The sequence below is a fragment of the Rhizobium sp. RU35A genome (assembly GCF_900156005.1).
GTDB classification, from domain to species: domain Bacteria; phylum Pseudomonadota; class Alphaproteobacteria; order Rhizobiales; family Rhizobiaceae; genus Neorhizobium; species Neorhizobium straminoryzae.
The window spans coordinates 43,156-60,275 of the sequence record NZ_FTMR01000003.1 but is presented as its reverse complement, the minus strand read 5'-3'; the positions used below and the strand labels follow the sequence as shown (position 1 = coordinate 60,275).

The following is a 17,120-nucleotide window of genomic DNA, read 5'->3' as shown; positions in this document are numbered from 1 at the left end:
CTGGCGTGCAGGCGACAGGCTAGAGGAAGAAAGTTGACGTCATGACAGAGGTTAGCATCGAGCAGCTGACCAAGGATTACGGCACGCATCGCGCGGTGGCCGGCATTTCCGTCCGCATCCGCGATGGGGAGTTCATCTCGCTGCTCGGTCCGTCCGGCTGCGGCAAGACAACGACGCTGAAGATGATTGCCGGTTTCGAGGACGTGTCGAGCGGCGCCATCCGTTTCGACGGTCGCGATGTGGTGAACGTCCCGGCAGAGCGGCGCGACATCGGCATGGTGTTCCAGAACTATGCGCTCTTCCCGCACATGACGGTGGCCGGCAACCTCGCCTTCGGGCTGGAAATGCGCAAGGTGCCGAAGATGCAGATGCAGGAGCGCATCGCCCGCGTGCTGGACATGGTCCAGCTGACCAGCCATGCGGATCGCTATCCGCGGCAACTCTCCGGCGGACAGCAGCAACGCGTGGCGCTGGCCCGCGCGCTCGTCATCGAGCCGAAGATCCTGCTGCTTGACGAGCCGCTCGCCAATCTCGATGCCAAGCTGCGCGAGGAAATGCGGGTCTTCATCCGCGACATCCAGCGCCGCGTCGGCATCACCACCGTCTATGTCACGCACGACCAGGCGGAAGCCATGACCATGTCGGATCGCGTGGTGGTGATGTTCGGCGGCCGCATCGCCCAGTGCGGCAGCCCCTCCGACATCTACGAGAAACCCTCCAGCATCGAGGTTGCGCAGTTCGTCGGACAGGTGAACCTGATGACGATGGTGGTCGAGGAGCGGCTTGCCGACGATCGCGTGCGGCTGAGCGGTCCGCTCGGCGAGGCGGTGGTGCCGAACCCGCATGCGCTGCGAAAGGGAGAGCGGGTCACAGTGGCCCTTCGTCCGGAAGCCATCGACATCTCCGTCACCGGTCCCGGCCAGTCTGCCACGGTTCTTTCCAGCCATTATTCCGGCAGCCTGATGGATTACCGATTGCAGCTTGCCGATGGCAGCCGGATCGACGTGCAGACCTTCCCGCGCCAGCGCTTTGCCGAAGGCGACAGCGTCCATGTTCATGCGCCGGCTGATCGCTACTGGCTGCTGGAGGATGCGGAATGACGACCGGCTCCTCCCATCGCCATGCACCGCTGCTGCTGATTGCGCCGGCCGCAATCCTGCTGTTCGTCTTCCTGGTGCTCCCCTACCTCTCCATCGTGGTGATGAGCTTTCGTACACCGGGGCAGGGGAGCCCCTATGGCGAAGGCTATACGCTGGCGAATTACGCGCGCTTCTTCGGCGACAGCTTTTATCTGGGGCAGATCGCCAATACGCTGATGATCGGCTTTATCTGCACGCTGGCCTGCCTGCTTCTGGGGTTTCCCGTCGCTTGGCAACTGGCGCGCGGCACCTCCCGCCTCAGGGGGCTCGCCTATGGCGTCGTGCTGTCGCCGCTTCTGGTCGGCATCGTCATCCGCAGCTATGGCTGGACGATCCTGCTCGGCAATAACGGCGTGATCAACCGCAGCCTGATGGGACTTGGCCTCATCGACCGGCCGCTGGGCCTCATGTACAACACGCTCGGCATCGTCATTGCGCTGACCCATGTCTTCCTGCCCTTCATGATCCTGCCGATCATGAGCGCCATCCAGGGCATCGATCCCTCGCTGGAATCGGCGGCCCGCTCGCTTGGCGCATCGCGTGCCACGATCATCCGCCGCATCATCCTGCCTCTGTCGATGCCAGGCATCCAGGCCGGCTGCATCCTGACCTTCGTTCTGTCGCTTTCCGCCTATGTGACGCCGTCGCTGATCGGTGGCTCCAAGGTGAAGACCATGGCCGTCTCGGTCGTCGATGCGCTGGTCGATACCTTCCAGTGGCCGTTCGGCTCGGCGCTGGCGCTGGGGCTTGCCGTGACCGGCGGCGTGATCGTCGTCCTCTTCTCCCGCTTCACCCGGATGACATGGAAGGCCAATTGACATGTCCCGCATCGTGTTCACCGTCTATTGCCTGATCATCTACGCCTTCCTGCTGGCCCCGATCCTCGTGGTCGTCGGCGCCTCGTTCAATGCCGGCGCCTTCCTGACCTTCCCGCCGCAGGGCCTGTCCTTCCGCTGGTATGTGGTCTTCTTCAACAACGAGGTGTTTCTGCGCGCCATCAAGACCTCGCTGTGGGTCGCTGCCGTCTCCACGGTGATCTCCGGCATCATCGGCACCATGGCGGCCATCTACTTCGTGCAGTTTGCCGGCCGCCTGAAGGATGGGGTTCGGATCGCGATGATGGCGCCGCTGCTGCTGCCGGAGGTGCTGACCGCGATCGCGCTCCTGTTTTTCGTCTATGCCATCGGCATCGGCACGCAGACCATGTTCGCGATGATCGTCGGCCACGTGCTGATCACGCTGCCCTTCGTCTTCATCAATGTCTCGACCTCGCTGGAGAGCTACGATCCCGCCTGGAGCATGGCGGCCCGCAGCTTGGGGGCCGGGGCCGTCACCCGCTTCCGCCGCATCATGCTGCCCCTCATCAAGCCGGGCGTGATCGGCGGCTGCCTGTTCGCCTTCATCATCTCCTTCGACATCTTCACCATCTCGTTCATGCTGAAGAGTGTCGGGACGGCGACGCTGCCGATCCAACTCTACGATTATCTGAGAACCAATTTCACGCCCGAAGCCGCCGCCGTCTCCACGCTGTCGGTGGTCCTGACGCTCCTCGTGGTCGTGGTGACGGAGAAGTTCCTGGGTCTTCGCATTCACCGCTTCTGAGCGGGGCGCTTCGTCCCCGGCACCAGTCGGGGACGAAACTTGCGTTGGCCGCTGGCGACACGACGGCAAGCGTGACGCCTGTCATCACGCAAAAGCGCGTGGCACTGCCCTAGCGGGCTGCCCAGTTCGCGCCGCGGCGAAAGATCTCGCGCATCTGCGGCACCTCGAATTCCTGCGCCACATGGCCAAGCGAGGAGTAGAAGACGCGGCCCTTGCCGTAGCGGCGCTTCCAGACGACGGGCATGACGACACCCTCGATCCACCAGGCGTGGTCGCCGGTAAAGGTTGTCGTCGCCAGCACCTCGTTGGAGGGGTCGACATGCATGTAATACTGTTCGGAGTGATAGGGGAAATCAGCGATTCCCTCCATCAGCGGATCGTCAGGACGTGTGATGTTGACGGTGTAGTCGATGATGTTGCCGGGATGGGCCACCCATTGCCCGCCGACGATGAACTGGTATTCCACGCATTCGCGGAAGGCGTCGCCAGCGCCGCCGTGATAGCCGGCAAAACCGACGCCCCCCTCGATGGCGGCGGCGAGGTTCTTGGCCTCCTCCTTCTCGATCTTCGACATGGTCATGATCGGCACGATCAGCGAGAGATCGTGAATCGAAGGATCGGCAAAGGCCTCCGTGCTGCGTTCCACATAGACCTTGAAGCCATCCGCCTGCAGCATGTCGCGGATGATCTCGGCGCATTGTTCCGGTTCGTGGCCACTCCAGCCACCCCAGACGATCAGGGCTTCGCGCATATTCTTCTCCTCCCGTGTGTCAGCGGGCCAGCCGGCCGTCGCGCAAGGATTGCGACAACGGCGCGGGCCGCTCGGTTTTGGTGGTGATGTCGATGGTGGTGCCGCGCTCGGCGGCGCGTTGGAAGGCTTCCATGACCTCCAGGACATGCAGCGCCAGATCGCCATTGGCGCGGTGTGGACGCCCGCTTCGCAAGGCATGCGCCATGTCAGCCACGCCGATCGAGCGATAATTGCCGTCGGCGTAGGGGCGGGTGGTTTCCTGCGGCTCGAAGCTGCCGCCCTTCTTCAGATATTCGATCTGCCCGCCGAAATGATTGGGATCGGGCACGATCAGCGTGCCATCGGTGCCGTAGATCTCCAGCGGCACGTGCTTGTGGCCGGCCACATCGAAGCTCATGCCGATCTGTACCACGGCCCCGCACTGGAAGGCCATCACGCCCGCCACATGGGTGGCCACATCGACCGGAATGATCTCGCCGTGACGGGGCTGGCTGGTGATCACGCGCTCCTTGCGCGGCGCGGTCGCAAAGCCCGCGACCTTGTCCACCGGCCCGAGCAGATTGACGAGATCGGTGATGTAATAGGGGCCCATGTCCAGCATCGGCCCGCCGCCCACTTCGTAATAGAAGGCGGGGTTCGGATGCCAGCGTTCATGGCCCGGGCACATGAAGGTGGCCGTGCCGCCGACCGGCTGGCCGAGCACGCCGGCGTCGATCATCTCGCGCGCCGTCTGGTGCGATCCGCCGAAAAACGTATCGGGCGCCGCCCCGATCCGCAGACCCTTTTCGCGCGCGGCGAGCGCCAGGGCGTGTCCCTCGGCAAAGCTGATACCGAGCGGCTTTTCGGAATAGGTGTGCTTGCCGGCCTCCAGCGCCCGCATCGCAACGCTCACATGCGCCTTCGGCACCGTAAGGTTGACGATGATCTCGATCCCCGGGTCGGCGAGAAGCGCCTCCACCGTCTTCGCCTCGAGCCCGAATTCGGCGGCACGCTGGCGCGCCAGTTCTTCGTTGAGGTCCGCCACGCCCTTGATGTCGAGAATGGGAAAGGAGGCCATTGCCTTCAGATAGGCCGAGGAAATGTTCCCGCAGCCGATGATACCGATACCAACCTTGTCCATGGATCCTCCCAGAGTCCGAGAAACTGTCTTGTGGGTCCAGAGCATTTCCGGCGAAAACCGGCTCACCGGAAATGCTCTATCTCTTTGTTTTCACGCAGTCCGGACGCAAAACCGCTGACGCACTTTTGGCTCGGACGTGTTCTAATGTTGCGGCGCCGGCGCCGGGCCGGTGGTTCCCCAGGGAGATTCGTAGAGCTCGCAAAGCGCCACGACGGCAGCCCCTTGCGCCCACATCTCGTCCGGCGAATTGTCGAAGACCAGTTCGGCGATCTCGCGGATCGACGGGGGAATGGCGCGGCGATAGGCTTCCGAAAGCGTCGTCAGGAAGACGTGCCCGAGAAGCAGGCTGGAACCGACAATGACGACGCGGGGTGGCCCGAACAGCGTGACGATGTTGGCGACCGCAATGCCGATCGCTTCCCCCGCGCGGGTGGCAGCAGCCGTCAGACCGTTGTCCTCCGCGGCAATAAGCGTCTGCGCATGTGCCATGCCGCGCCCCAGCCGCACCGCTTCCGCAAAGCGCCCCTGCTGCGACTGCTCTCCCAGAATGGCCTGCTCGCCGGCCAGAGCGGACAAACGGATCGTTTCCGCCAGTCCGCAACCCATCATCAGATCGCCGAGATTGTGGCTGAGGCCGCCCGCACCGCGAAACAACTGGCCACCATTCAGCACGCCAAGCCCCAGCGTCTGCTCGAGCGAAACCAGCACCATGTCGTCCAGATCACGCCCCTTTCCGAACCAGTGATGCCCGAGCGTGATGGCATGGGAGTCGCTCTCCACGATGGTCGCGACATTCAGCCGCTGTGACATCTCGCGGGCAAAATCCACGTCCGGTTCGCTGAGGATGGGGCTGGAGCGCACGAGGCCTGTGCGATGCTCGATCACGCCGGGAAAGCCGATGCAAACGGTATCGATGTCATCAAGGCTCAGTCCCGCATCGACCACGCACCGTCGAACGCCATCCTCGATCAGGTCGCTGATCACGCCGACCGGCTGCCGGTTGACGCGGATCGGCAGCGAGAGATGCGAAATCACCTCGCCGCAGAAATCGGTGACAACGAAGTTCATCTGATGCGCGGCGATCTTGGCGCCGACCACCCGGGCGGCATCCGGGTTCAACACCAGCATCACGCGCGGCCGCCCTCTTGCCGCAGCATTGCGGATGTCTCCTTCATGGCGTGTCAGGATCAGCCCGTCGTCCAGCAGCGAGGCGGTGATGGCCGAAACGGTGGTGGTGGACAGCTGCGAGCGTTCGCTGATTTCGACGCGTGATATGGGGCCGAACCGCCGGATCGTGTCCAGCACGGTGAAGCGATTGATGGCGCGCATCAGTTCCGGGTCGGCAGTCTTCATGAATCGCTATGCGCTCGCATCATTATGTTCGGCTTCCGGATAAAAATAATCCGAAGGCATGGCCAAAAGTCAATCCATCCGTGGGGATTTATGAGAGCAGGCGGTTTTTCTGTTGACAGGCCGGGCAGCTTGGTCCGATTTTATACGCGTTAAGGAAAAAATGCGCACCTTGGGAGGAGAACAGGATGACGCATCACCAGGAGAAGGCGCGCCCGCGCGCCGAGCTATTCGCGTGCCTGACAGTTGCCACCTCGCTCGCGTTCGGAGCCTTTGCCACCGCCGCTCGCGCCGAAACCGTCGTGAAATGGATGCATGTCGAGACGGTGCCGTCCAATCTCAAGGTCTGGGAGGAGATTGCCGCCGCCTATCATGCCGCGCATCCGGACGTGCGGGTCGAATTGCAGTTCCTCGAGAACGAAGCCTTCAAGGCCAAGCTGCCAACCCTGCTTCAGTCGGATGCCGCCCCCGATTTCTTCTACAGCTGGGGTGGAGGCGTGCTGCGGCAGCAGTCGCAGACAGGCGCCCTGCAGGATCTCAGCAGCGCCATGAAGGCGGATGGCGGCACCTGGGCGAAATCCTACAAGCCCGCCGCGCTCGACGGCCTGACCTTCGATGGCAAGACCTATGCCGTACCCTACCGCATGGGCACCGTTGCCTTCTTCTACAATAAGCAGCTTTTCCAGAAGGCCGGCATCAAGGCGGAGGACATCAAGACCTGGAATGACTTCCTGAAAACGGTAAAGACGCTGAAGGACGCCGGCATCACACCGATTGCCGGCGGTGGTGGCGAAAAATGGCCGCTGCACTTCTACTGGAGCTATCTGGTGATGCGCAACGGCGGCCAGGCCGTCTTCGACAAGGCGAAGAAGAACGAGGGCGACGGCTTTCTCGATCCGGCCATCATCAAGGCCGGCGAACAACTCGCGGAACTCGGCAAGCTGCAACCGTTCCAGGGCGGCTATCTCGGTGCGACCTGGCCGCAGACACTGGGCGTGTTCGGCGATGGCAAGGCCGCCATCCTGCTCGGATTCGAGAACACCGAAGCCAACCAGGCAAAGAATGCGGGCGACGGCAAGGGGCTTGCCGCGGACAATATCGGACGCTTTCCCTTCCCCGTCGTCGAGGGTGGCCCCGGCAAGGTGACCGATACGCTGGGCGGCCTGAACGGCTGGGCAGTGACAAAGAAGGCGTCGCCCGCCGCGATCGACTTCCTGAAATATCTCACAAGCCCCGAGCAGGAACGCAAGATGGCGGCTGCGGGCATGATCATCCCGGCAGCCCTCGGGGCCGAGGATGGCCTGAAGAACCCGCTGATGCGGCAGGCAGCCGACCAGTTGGCCGGCTCGACCTGGCATCAGAACTTCTTCGACCAGGATCTCGGTCCCTCCGTCGGACGCGTCGTCAATGATGTCTCGGTGGAAATCCTCTCGGGTCAGATGTCTGCGAAGGACGGCGCCCAGATGATCCAGGATGCACGCGCCCTGGAATAGCGCCTCCGCTGCGGCCCGGAATGCGCGGTCGGCCAGACCGGCGAGCGCTTTCCGGGCCGCAAGCAGCCTGTGGTTCGAGAAGGAGATGACGGAATGACGGAGATGACGGCGTCGGTCGCAGCACCGGCCGTGGCCTTGCGCACGGTCAAATACAAGAGCCCCACGGCGCGCGGGCGCCTGCCGGTGCTGATCCTGTTCCTGCCGCCTGCGCTTCTGCTTTTCACCCTCTTCGTCATCCTGCCGATGGGGGAAGCGGCCTGGTACAGTCTTTATCGCTGGAACGGCTATGGCACGCCGACGGATTTTGTCGGGATCCGGAATTTTTCCGTGCTGTTCAACAATGCCGCTTTCACGCAGGCGCTGGTGAACAACGGCCTGATCATCGTCGTCTCGCTGCTGCTCCAGATCCCGCTGGCGATCTGGCTTGCAATGATGCTCGCCCACAAGATCACCGGGGTCGTCACATTCCGCCTGATCTTCTTTCTTCCCTACGTGCTGGCGGATGTCGCGGCAGGTCTGATCTGGCGCTTCGTCTATGACGGCGATTATGGCCTGTTCGCCGCCATTGCCGGCTTCTTCGGGGTTGCCACCCCTTATGTGCTCGCAGACCGGGATCTTGCGATCTATGCGGTACTGGCCGTGATCGTGTGGAAATATTTCGGCTTCCACATGATGCTCTACATAGCGGGCCTTCAGGCCGTCGACAGAAGCGTTCTGGAAGCGGCAGAGATCGACGGCGCGACCGGCTGGCAGAAGTTCCGCTATGTCACGCTGCCGCTTCTGTCGTCCACGCTGCGACTCTCCGTCTTTTTCGCCATCATCGGCTCGTTGCAGCTTTTCGACCTTGTGATGCCGCTGACGGGAGGAGGACCGTCCAACTCCACCCAGACCATGGTGACCTTTCTCTACACCTATGGCGTGACACGCATGCAGGTTGGCCTCGGCAGCGCCGTCGGCGTGGTCCTCTTCGTCATCTGCGTCACGCTCGCCTTCGGTTACAAACGGATCTTCATGCGCCATGACTGAGATGACATCAGGCCTCAAAATGAAGCCCGCGACGCGGCTCTATCTGTATCTTTCGCTGTCACTCGTGGCCTGCCTCGTCCTGGTGCCGCTGGTCACCACCGCGCTTGGCGGCTTCAAGTCGCTGGGCGACCTGCGTGTCAATCCGTTTGGCCTGCCAGAGCAATGGGTGTGGTCGAACTATACCGACATTCTCTTCGGCGAACGCTACTGGCGGCAGATGGGCAACTCCCTGCTGATTGCCAGCGCCACCGTCTTCCTCACCGTCGTCGTCTCGGCCATGGCCGCCTTCACCTTCGCCCATGTGAAATTCTTCGGCGCCGCGCAGCTGATGAACTACTTCCTGATCGGGCTGATGTTTCCGGTGGCAACCGCCATTCTCCCGCTGTTCATCCGCATCCGGGATCTCGGCCTGCTCGACTCCTACTGGGGCGTGATCCTGCCGCAGGTGGCCTTTGGGCTTGGCATGAGCATCCTGCTGTTCCGCAACTACTTCAGAAACCTTCCGGACGAACTCTTCCAGGCGGCTTTCGTCGATGGTTGCGGCTACATCCGCTTCTTCTGGCACGTGTCGCTGCCGCTGTCGCGGCCGATCGTGGCCACGGTCAGCATCGTCAGCTTCGTCAACAGCTGGAACAGCTACATCCTGCCGCTAATCATGCTCAACACCGAAACGAAATATCCCTGGCCGCTCGGCATCATGGTCTATCGCGGTGAATTCGGAACGGAATGGCAGCTCGTCCTCGCCTTCATCACATTGACGATCCTGCCGACCGTCATCGTCTTCTTCCTGGCGCAGAAACACATCATCGCAGGCCTGACGGCCGGCGCAGTCAAGTCGTAATCCGGAGAGTGAAATGGCGTCTGTCGAACTCAGAGATGTCCGCAAGGCCTATGGCGCGCTGGAGGTGATCCACGGTGTGTCGTTGTCGATTGCCGATGGCGAATTCATTGCGCTGGTCGGCCCGTCCGGCTGCGGCAAATCCACCCTGCTGCGCATGATCGCCGGGCTGGAGGACATCAGCCATGGCGAGGTCGCGATCGGTGGTACGGTCGTCAATGCTCTCACCCCGCGCGAGCGCAACATCGCCATGGTCTTCCAGTCCTACGCACTTTATCCGCACATGACCGTTGCGGAGAACATGGGCTTCAACCTGAAACTCTCCGGCGTTCCGAAACCCGAGATCCGGACACGCGTGGCAGAAGCAGCACGCATGCTGGCGCTGGAGGAGCTTCTGGAGCGCAAGCCGAGCCAGCTCTCCGGCGGCCAGCGTCAGCGGGTGGCCATGGGCCGCGCGATCGTTCGCGATCCCGCCGTCTTCCTGTTCGACGAACCGCTCTCCAATCTCGATGCGAAACTGCGCGTCGCCATGCGCACCGAGATCAAGACGCTGCATCAGAAGGTTGCCACCACGTCGGTTTATGTGACGCACGACCAGATCGAGGCCATGACGCTTGCCGACCGCATCGTGGTGCTGAATGGCGGCCGTATCGAACAGGTGGGAACGCCGCTCGATCTTTACCGGACGCCCGCCAACCTGTTCGTCGCAGGTTTCATCGGATCGCCGGCAATGAACTTTCTGGAAGCCGAGGTGGATGGTGCGGATGGCCAGCCCGCAGCGCGCCTGTCGGACGGCACCCTCGTTCACCTCGATGGTTCCCGCAAGGTTCGCCGCGGCCAGCCGGTACAGCTTGGCATCAGGCCGGAACATTTCCTCGCCGGCCAAACCGGCGATACGGTTCTGGAGGGCGATACGGTGGTGGTGGAACCGACCGGCGCCCAGACCCACATCGTCTTCACCCTGGCCGGAAAGCCGGTGACAGCCGTGGTGGACGGCGCATTCCCGGCCCGCCACGGCACGCCCTTCCGCGCATCCATCGCCGCACCGCAGGTGCATGTCTTCGACCGGGCAAGCGGGCTTTCCCTGTAGTGCGTCTCCGGGACCTGTATGATCCCATTGCATACCGGCGGTCCCTTGTGAAAGGCCGGTCAGAAGCCGCTCCACGATGACATGCATCGCCCCCGTTGGGCTTCATACCCCAAGCAGCGGTGAGCAAAACCACTCCTGATTTGTATTCGACCGTCGGGGGTCTCATTCAGAGTGACGCTCAGGATGTGGCTGGTATGCGACAATTGGAAAGTGCGCCTGTCCGACACGTCCCGAAAACAAGGCGGTTCCGCCTTATGAATCTGCCTAGCGAACACGGAGGGTCCACATTCGCAGAAAAGAATGAAGCAAACCTTCCATGCGAACAGATCCGCTCGCAACATTGCCAGCAGAAACCGGGACACGTGTGCGCCACGATGGAATTCGAGATGGTTACGCCGCATTCTGCGTTCTGGAGACCCCGACGATCAACAAATACAAAATTCAGACGACATCACATTCGACCCGACGCATGAATATTGCCGACAGAACAACCAAGAGCATCATGTTGGAATTGTTGAATATGGATGGCTTCGGCTGTAGAATTTACGCTCATACGCGCTTATCGGATTCGCGTGACGCGTTTCTGCGCTCAGCGGATATTGAGCGAAATCCTGCTTCTCAAGCTCTGCATTGTCGGAGTATGTCCAGCGGACGCAAGCTCGATACGGGGGGATGATTGAGCAGTTTCCGCGATCTGGGTGCCTCGGCGACCCCCTTGTCTACGCCGGTGGCGGCCAACATCAATATCATTCTCGACATGATACGCTCCTATCTGGGCATGGATGTCGCGTTCCTAGCCGAATTTTCAGGAGCAGCCCGCCTGTTCCGCGGCGTTTCGACGGCGACAGATAACCCGCCGATCCGCGCGGGCGACATACATCCACTGGGTGCAGGTTACTGTCAGAAGGTTGTTCACCGCGCCCTGCCAGAACTGATACCGGATACGGCAGAGGTGCCTCTGGCTGCCACGATCCCTGAAACCGCGTCGATCCCGATCGGCGCGCATCTGAGCGTGCCGGTCCGCCTGAACGACGGCCACGTCTATGGAACACTCTGTTGCTTCAGCCACCGGCCACGTCCGACGCTCGGCCTTGCCGATCTGGAACTGCTGCATAAGTTGGCTGGCCTGACGGCCAACATGCTGGCGGCTGATGTCACCGCACATCAGCAGCGTCGGCGATTACGCAAGCTCGTGGAAGGGGCGCTGAGCGTCGGCGATCCGGGGATCGCCTTCCAGCCTATCATCGACCTCTGCTCCCGCAGCATTGTCGGCTTCGAGGCACTGTCTCGCTTCGCTTCAGAACCTGTCCGCAGCCCGGACAAGTGGTTCGCGGATGCGGCAAGTGCCGGCATCGGCAACCGCCTCGAACTCCTCGCCGCCCGCCGCGCCATCGACGAAAGTCGCTGGCTTCCGGCCGGTCTGTCCATCAATATCAACCTGTCCCCGCAGACCATCCTGACCGGCGACCTCATGCCGCTTGCCGCCCTGATCGATCCGGCCCGCCTCGTGATCGAGATTACGGAACACACGCCGATTGATGACTATGCTCCCATCGAAGCCGCGCTGAAGACGTTGCGGCAGGCGGGCGTGCGCATTGCAATCGATGACGCCGGCGCAGGCTATTCCAGCCTGCTCCATGTCCTGCGGCTACAGCCGGATATCATCAAATTCGACACCAGCCTGACGCGAGGGATCGACAAGGACCAGCGCCGTATCGCTTTGGTCGGTGCACTGGTGGAGTATAGCCGGCGGACAGGCACGGCGGTTGTTGCGGAAGGTGTCGAAACCGCGGAGGAGGAATTGGTCCTCCAGGGGCTCGGCGTCGACAGAGGTCAAGGTTATCTCTATGGGCGACCGAAACCGGCTTCCGCGATTGCTGAAGCCGGATTGGACGGATCAGCGATGTAAGCCTTTGGCACTGTCCCGGCGTGTGTCTTCTGGATCGCCCGGTCCGTTTCGGCCCTCGCGAGGTGAGCGAACCTGAAGGCTGTCCAGCGTCAAGGCACGGCCGCCGGCACGCGTTCTATCAGCTGAACCGTTCCAGGCGGTAAGGTGCGGGATCGAGGATCGGCGGCGCGTTGGTGACGAGATCCGCCGCAAGCTGACCAGCCGCAGGTCCTGTTCCGAAGCCGTGGCCGGAAAAACCGGTGGCAATCGTGAAGCCGGGAATGCGGTCGATGCGGCCGATAGCGGGCAACGAATCCGGCGTGATGTCCATCATTCCGGCCCAGACGTCCTGAACCACCATATCCTTGAAAATCGGCCAGGCGGCCACGAGATTGCGGATCGCTTCCGCATTGATCCCCTCGTCGGCCTTCGGGTCCATGGTTCGGATGCGTTCGAAGGGAGACACGCTCCTCGGGCCCCAGCGTCGCGGCATCTTGATGTCTTCGAGGAAATCCTTACCCAGATGAATGCGCAACAGGCTGCGCTGGTGGCGCAGCATGTGCAGATAGCGCATGCCGATTAGAAGATGGTCCAGCAGCAACGGTGCGCCGAGCGCTCCGCGCTGGGTGACGGTATACCCGCCGTCGCTGCGCTTGCGGAAGGAGAAGTCCGGGCCGCCGACCGCGATCTCCGTCGGCCCGTCCATCGGCGCGGTCCGCATGACGGAGGAAACGAGCGGCAGCGTCGGTAGCGAGATGCCGAGATTGGCGAGAAACTTGCGCGACCAGAGACCGGCGGCAAGCAGAACCTCGCTGCACCGGATTTCTCCGCGTTCGGTGACGACACCCGTCACCCGCCCAGCGGAACGCGACAGCGTGCGCACGGCGCAATTCTCGACGATCTTTACCCCGAGGCGGGCGGCGGCATTGGCAATGGCGCTCGGCGCCAGCGTCGGTTCGGCGCGGCCGTCGGAGGCGGTGAAGATGCCACCGGCCCATTGGCCCTTGCCGCCCGGCACAAGTCCGTCGATTTCGCTGGCGCTGAGGAGTTTCGAGTCGAGCGAAAGATCGCTGACCGACTTCATCCAGCCGCGATGCATCTCCATCTCGGCCTCGGTGCGGGCGAGATACATGATGCCGGCCTGCCGATAGCCGACATCGACGCCGACACGCTGTGGCATCTCGGCCCAGAGCTGGTCGGCAGCGACCGCCATCGGCACATCCGGCGCGGAACGCCCCATCTTGCGGCACCAGCCAAGATTGCGCGACGACTGTTCCCCCGCCACGCGGCCCTTTTCAAGGACGACAACCGGAATGCCGCGCTCCGCCAGCGTCAGCGCCGCCGTGAGGCCAACAATCCCCGCGCCAATGACGACGACGGTCGTTTCCCTGGGGAAATCGGGAGAAGTCTGAACCGGTGCAATCGCGGGAGCCATGGCAATCATCCTTGAAAATAGAGCAGGCGGGAGCGGCCGGCCGTCAGAGGGAAATGGTGCGCTTTTCGATCTCGGCAGTGGAGGCGCCGCGATAGGCCGTCACTTCGATCTCGACCTTGTAGACGGTCGAGCCAAGCGGCGGGCAGGTCACCGTCGAGGCAGGATCGGTACCGCGGAACTTTTCACCCACGATGGTCATCACGGTTTCGGTGTCCTTCGGCTCCTGGATGAAGACGCGGGACATCACGACATCGGCAAGGCTTGCACCAACGGCCTGAAGCGCCCGCTCGATATTGGCGAAGACCTGATGCGTCTGCGCTCCCACATCCTCGGGGATTTCCTTGGTGTCGGGATTGCGGCCTGCGGTGTTGGACACGAAAATCCAGTTGTCGACGGCCACGATGCGGGAATAGCTGCCATGGTCCTCGAATTTCGAACCGGTCTTGATCTTCACGACCTTGGTCATGATCGCTCCTTGCTGCTGAGATGGAAAAGAGAGGGGCCGGGCGCGACAGGGTTCGCGGCCCGACCAAGTTGGCGCCCCCAGGGGGAGTGGGTCAGCGCAGAACGGGAACGTCCCAGAGGTTGAGCTTGACGCCGATGCCGCGCTCGATGGCGTTGCGGTAGACGATCGTGCCCCACGCGACGTCCTCCACCGGCATGCCGCCGACCGACATGATGATGATCTCGTCGTCGTTCTTGCGGCCGGGTGCATCGCCGGCAACGATCTTGCCGATATCTTCCAGCGCGTCGCGGCTCATCTTGCCTTCGGCGATCATGTCCAGGAACTTCACGCCGATGATCGGCACATGCACATGCGCCGGCTTCGGCAGCTCATGGAACCAGGCGTCGTAGAGGCCGGTATTGTCGACGACCTTGCGGATATCCGGGTGCTGCATGCCTTCATCGATGTTGCACAGTGCCGGCATGGCGAGGAACGTGCCGGGGCTGACCCATTCGCGCTTGACCATCGGGTAGGTGGACGGATCGCCGACCGCGCCGGAATTGCAATAGGTGACGAGGTCGCTGTCGCGTACGACGGCTTCGATGCTGTCGACGATCTCGACCTTCGTCACCTGCGGATAGGTTTCCTTCAGCCAGGAGAGGAAGCTGTCGAGGCTCTTCTGGCCGCGGCCCTTGACCTTGACCGTATCGATGTTCGGGCAGGCGGCGATGAAGGCGGCAAGCGTGGTCTTGGCCATGACGCCCGGACCGAGAATGCCGACAACGCGGGAATCCTTGCGCGCCAGATGGCGGGCGCCCACGCCCGGGATTGCGCCGGTGCGATAGGCAGACAGGAGGTTCGCCGACATGAAGGCGAGCGGCGCGCCGGTATCGGCATCGTTCAGGCAGAACATCAGGATCGAGCGGGGCAGACCCTTCTCGCGGTTCTCGATGTTGGAGCCATACCATTTCATGCCGGCGGTGCGGAAGCGGCCGCCGAGATAGGCGGGCATGGCCATGAAGCGGCGGTCAGCCGTCGGCTTCGGCATGTCCGGAAAGGGCGAGTTTTCCGGAAAGCTGATGGCCGCGCCATGGCTGTCGCTGTTCGGGCCCGCCATGCGGTAGTCGCCGTGATAGAGCAGCCCGAACATTTCTTCCATGGCGTCCACGCAGGCCGGCATTTCGGTCACGCCGGCGCGGATCATGTCCTGTTCGGAAAGGTAGATGAAGTCGATTTTGGTGTTTTCGGTCATGGTATTGGCTCTCGTTCGGGTAAGGCTTCGCTGTCCGCCCTCCAGGCGCATCGGCCGCGGGCGGGTTTGCATTTGAGAATATGGTTCCAGCTGCGGGGGCATGGCCTTGCGCCATGCCCGATCTGTTCTCAGTCGGCGAAGACGCGACCGAGGGCGGCATAGCGCTCAGGGCTCGCCCTTTTGATCGACAAGGCGAAGAAGGCTCCGGCAATTCCGATCAGAGCCACGATGACGGGGAAGGAGTCGACGACGATGTTCGACGCGCCCGCCAGAAGGCCGAGATTGGAGATGACGAGGACGATCGCACCGGCAAGACCGATGAGCGACAGGACCGGTGCTACCGTGGTCCGCCACGGACCATAGCCTTTGTTGTCCCTGCGGAAGAACATGACAATGGCGATGGACACCATGGCCTGAACGGAAAGGATGCCGAGAACCGCAAGCGCCGACATGTAGGAGAAGACAACGGCCAGCGGGTCCTGGCCTGTGATGACGAAGGCGGTGAGGACCGTTGCGGCGATGCCAGACTGCAGCATGCCGGCAATATGCGGCGAGCCATGGATTTTGTGCACCTTGCCCAGCACTTCGAAGGCAAGGCCTTCCCGCCCGAGCGCGAAGAAATAGCGGTTCAGCGTGTTGTGAAAGGAGAGGATGCAGGCAAACAGGCTCGTGATCAGCAACACGTTCATCGCATGTGCCGCCCAGGCACCGAGCACCTGGGTCGCCGCGTCGAAGTAAAACGTATTCAGCGAAGCATTGGCCGTTTCCTGGATTTTCGACGGACCGTAGAACTGAACGATCGCCCAAGTCGAGAAGGCATAGAAGATCGCGATCAACAGCACGGAGATGTAGGTGGCGCGCGGGATGGTGATTTCCGGTCGATGCGCCTCTTCGCCGAAGATGGCGGTTGCCTCGAAGCCGATGAAGGAGCCGACGACGAAGACGAGCGAGACACCAAGGCCCGGCGTGAAGACGGTCGAGGGCATGAAGGTCGAGGCGCTCATGCCTTCCGGGCCGCCGCCATGCAGGACGATGCCAATATCGAGCAGCAGCAGGATGACGATTTCGGCCAGCATGCAGACACCGAGGATGGCGCCCGAAAAGGTGATGTTGCGCTGACCGGCCAGATGCGTGACGATGAGGAAGCCGAAGGACCAGACCCACCAGGGCAGATCAATGCCAAGCGAGGCCATGGCGCCACTCGTGAAGACGCCGATGAGGCCGTAGACGGCGATCTGCACGGAGCTGTAGGTCAAAAGCGCAATGAACGCGCCCGCAACGCCTGCCGGCTTGCCGATGCCGTTGGCAATATAGGTATAGAAAGCCCCGGCACCGCTGATATGTCGGCTCATGGCCGTGTAGCCGACGGAAAAGATCAGATAGAGGAGACCGGCCAGCACAAAGGCGCCCGGAACGCCGGCACCGTTGCCGAAGGCGAAGGCCGGCGGCGTTGCACCGACAACGGCCGTCAATGGGGCTGCAGCAGCCACCACGAAGAAGACGATATGCGCAATGCCGACGGAATTCCGCGCCAGCTTGCCGCTGGGCGCAGTGAGACTCTCACCAGTTTGCATGTTGAACCCCTTTTATGTGTTTAATTGTTATTTGAGAAATCTAGGGAAGATTTTTGCGCTGCAATATTGCAATCCATGCCACCGTTTTGATAATTTACGTCACAATTCACGCATCAG

Annotated in this window: 16 protein-coding genes; 9 read left to right on the top strand and 7 right to left on the bottom strand. The window is 62.2% G+C overall.

What is annotated here, in order from left to right:
• Positions 1 to 41: 41 nt before the first annotated feature.
• Genes F3H95_RS08870 through F3H95_RS08860 form a run of 3 tightly spaced genes read left to right on the top strand, consistent with a single transcriptional unit; the run spans position 42 to position 2,741 of the window.
• Complete coding sequence (locus tag F3H95_RS08870; RefSeq protein ID WP_149745678.1) at positions 42 to 1,100, top strand: ABC transporter ATP-binding protein; 1,059 nt, start codon at positions 42 to 44, stop codon at positions 1,098 to 1,100.
• Positions 1,097 to 1,957, top strand: a complete 861-nt coding sequence (locus F3H95_RS08865; protein ID WP_143127380.1) for an ABC transporter permease — start codon at positions 1,097 to 1,099, stop codon at positions 1,955 to 1,957. The genes F3H95_RS08870 and F3H95_RS08865 overlap by 4 nt, the downstream gene beginning before the upstream one ends.
• Position 1,958: 1 nt before the next feature.
• Complete coding sequence (locus F3H95_RS08860) at positions 1,959 to 2,741, top strand: ABC transporter permease (protein WP_149745677.1); 783 nt, start codon at positions 1,959 to 1,961, stop codon at positions 2,739 to 2,741.
• 109 nt (positions 2,742 to 2,850) lie between these two features.
• Here F3H95_RS08860 and F3H95_RS08855 read toward each other — a convergent pair whose 3' ends face one another.
• From F3H95_RS08855 to F3H95_RS08845, 3 genes are all read right to left on the bottom strand, one after another.
• Complete coding sequence (locus F3H95_RS08855) at positions 2,851 to 3,492, bottom strand: ThuA domain-containing protein (protein ID WP_143127382.1); 642 nt, start codon at positions 3,490 to 3,492, stop codon at positions 2,851 to 2,853.
• A 19-nt stretch (positions 3,493 to 3,511) separates the two neighbouring features.
• Entirely contained in the window at positions 3,512 to 4,612 is a 1,101-nt protein-coding gene (locus tag F3H95_RS08850) for a Gfo/Idh/MocA family oxidoreductase (protein WP_149745676.1), read from the bottom strand.
• A 141-nt stretch (positions 4,613 to 4,753) separates the two neighbouring features.
• On the bottom strand, positions 4,754 to 5,965 hold the full coding sequence (locus F3H95_RS08845; RefSeq protein WP_149745675.1) for an ROK family transcriptional regulator: 1,212 nt from the start codon (positions 5,963 to 5,965) through the stop codon (positions 4,754 to 4,756).
• Positions 5,966 to 6,150: 185 nt separating this feature from the next.
• Here F3H95_RS08845 and F3H95_RS08840 point away from each other — a divergent pair, with 185 nt between their 5' ends.
• The 6 genes from F3H95_RS08840 to F3H95_RS08815 all read left to right on the top strand — a co-directional run bounded on the left by F3H95_RS08840 (position 6,151) and on the right by F3H95_RS08815 (position 12,318).
• Positions 6,151 to 7,455 carry an ABC transporter substrate-binding protein gene (locus tag F3H95_RS08840; RefSeq protein ID WP_149745674.1) on the top strand — a complete coding sequence of 435 codons (1,305 nt, stop codon included), beginning with the start codon at positions 6,151 to 6,153 and terminating at the stop codon, positions 7,453 to 7,455.
• A gap of 93 nt (positions 7,456 to 7,548) precedes the next feature.
• The gene (locus F3H95_RS08835) at positions 7,549 to 8,481 is read left to right on the top strand and encodes a sugar ABC transporter permease (RefSeq protein WP_143127386.1); all 933 of its coding nucleotides are present in this window, start codon (positions 7,549 to 7,551) and stop codon (positions 8,479 to 8,481) included.
• Positions 8,474 to 9,322 (top strand): carbohydrate ABC transporter permease, encoded by an 849-nt coding sequence (locus F3H95_RS08830; RefSeq protein WP_149745673.1) that lies wholly within the window; start codon positions 8,474 to 8,476, stop codon positions 9,320 to 9,322. Before F3H95_RS08835 ends, F3H95_RS08830 begins: the two co-directional genes overlap by 8 nt.
• A gap of 13 nt (positions 9,323 to 9,335) precedes the next feature.
• On the top strand, positions 9,336 to 10,409 hold the full coding sequence (gene ugpC, locus F3H95_RS08825) for a sn-glycerol-3-phosphate ABC transporter ATP-binding protein UgpC (RefSeq protein ID WP_149745672.1): 1,074 nt from the start codon (positions 9,336 to 9,338) through the stop codon (positions 10,407 to 10,409).
• Positions 10,410 to 10,725: 316 nt separating this feature from the next.
• Positions 10,726 to 11,085, top strand: a complete 360-nt coding sequence (locus F3H95_RS08820) for a hypothetical protein (protein ID WP_149745671.1) — start codon at positions 10,726 to 10,728, stop codon at positions 11,083 to 11,085.
• Complete coding sequence (locus F3H95_RS08815; protein WP_149745670.1) at positions 11,086 to 12,318, top strand: EAL domain-containing protein; 1,233 nt, start codon at positions 11,086 to 11,088, stop codon at positions 12,316 to 12,318.
• Positions 12,319 to 12,436: 118 nt separating this feature from the next.
• On the opposite strand, the gene F3H95_RS08810 is transcribed toward F3H95_RS08815, so the two are convergent.
• From F3H95_RS08810 to F3H95_RS08795, 4 genes are all read right to left on the bottom strand, one after another.
• The gene (locus F3H95_RS08810) at positions 12,437 to 13,732 is read right to left on the bottom strand and encodes an FAD-binding oxidoreductase (RefSeq protein WP_149745669.1); all 1,296 of its coding nucleotides are present in this window, start codon (positions 13,730 to 13,732) and stop codon (positions 12,437 to 12,439) included.
• Positions 13,733 to 13,775: 43 nt separating this feature from the next.
• Positions 13,776 to 14,198 (bottom strand): RidA family protein, encoded by a 423-nt coding sequence (locus tag F3H95_RS08805; protein ID WP_149745668.1) that lies wholly within the window; start codon positions 14,196 to 14,198, stop codon positions 13,776 to 13,778.
• A 91-nt stretch (positions 14,199 to 14,289) separates the two neighbouring features.
• A complete protein-coding gene (locus F3H95_RS08800; RefSeq protein ID WP_149745667.1) occupies positions 14,290 to 15,429 on the bottom strand; it encodes a tyramine oxidase subunit B in 1,140 nt (379 codons plus the stop codon).
• Positions 15,430 to 15,557: 128 nt separating this feature from the next.
• Positions 15,558 to 17,003 (bottom strand): APC family permease, encoded by a 1,446-nt coding sequence (locus F3H95_RS08795; protein WP_149745666.1) that lies wholly within the window; start codon positions 17,001 to 17,003, stop codon positions 15,558 to 15,560.
• Between the last annotated feature and the right edge of the window lie 117 nt (positions 17,004 to 17,120).

Excerpts from the sequence above, each read along its gene's own strand:
- F3H95_RS08855 (WP_143127382.1), bottom strand. The coding sequence starts at position 3,492 with ATGCGCGAAGCCCTGATCGTCTGGGGTGGCTGGAGTGGCCACGAACCG.
- F3H95_RS08840 (WP_149745674.1), top strand. The coding sequence starts at position 6,151 with ATGACGCATCACCAGGAGAAGGCGCGCCCGCGCGCCGAGCTATTCGCG.
- F3H95_RS08850 (WP_149745676.1), bottom strand. The coding sequence starts at position 4,612 with ATGGACAAGGTTGGTATCGGTATCATCGGCTGCGGGAACATTTCCTCG.
- F3H95_RS08820 (WP_149745671.1), top strand. The coding sequence starts at position 10,726 with ATGCGAACAGATCCGCTCGCAACATTGCCAGCAGAAACCGGGACACGT.
- F3H95_RS08795 (WP_149745666.1), bottom strand. The coding sequence starts at position 17,003 with ATGCAAACTGGTGAGAGTCTCACTGCGCCCAGCGGCAAGCTGGCGCGG.
- F3H95_RS08870 (WP_149745678.1), top strand. The coding sequence starts at position 42 with ATGACAGAGGTTAGCATCGAGCAGCTGACCAAGGATTACGGCACGCAT.
- F3H95_RS08800 (WP_149745667.1), bottom strand. The coding sequence starts at position 15,429 with ATGACCGAAAACACCAAAATCGACTTCATCTACCTTTCCGAACAGGAC.
- F3H95_RS08835 (WP_143127386.1), top strand. The coding sequence starts at position 7,549 with ATGACGGAGATGACGGCGTCGGTCGCAGCACCGGCCGTGGCCTTGCGC.
- F3H95_RS08805 (WP_149745668.1), bottom strand. The coding sequence starts at position 14,198 with ATGACCAAGGTCGTGAAGATCAAGACCGGTTCGAAATTCGAGGACCAT.
- ugpC (WP_149745672.1), top strand. The coding sequence starts at position 9,336 with ATGGCGTCTGTCGAACTCAGAGATGTCCGCAAGGCCTATGGCGCGCTG.
- F3H95_RS08830 (WP_149745673.1), top strand. The coding sequence starts at position 8,474 with ATGACTGAGATGACATCAGGCCTCAAAATGAAGCCCGCGACGCGGCTC.
- F3H95_RS08810 (WP_149745669.1), bottom strand. The coding sequence starts at position 13,732 with ATGGCTCCCGCGATTGCACCGGTTCAGACTTCTCCCGATTTCCCCAGG.
- F3H95_RS08860 (WP_149745677.1), top strand. The coding sequence starts at position 1,959 with ATGTCCCGCATCGTGTTCACCGTCTATTGCCTGATCATCTACGCCTTC.
- F3H95_RS08865 (WP_143127380.1), top strand. The coding sequence starts at position 1,097 with ATGACGACCGGCTCCTCCCATCGCCATGCACCGCTGCTGCTGATTGCG.
- F3H95_RS08845 (WP_149745675.1), bottom strand. The coding sequence starts at position 5,965 with ATGAAGACTGCCGACCCGGAACTGATGCGCGCCATCAATCGCTTCACC.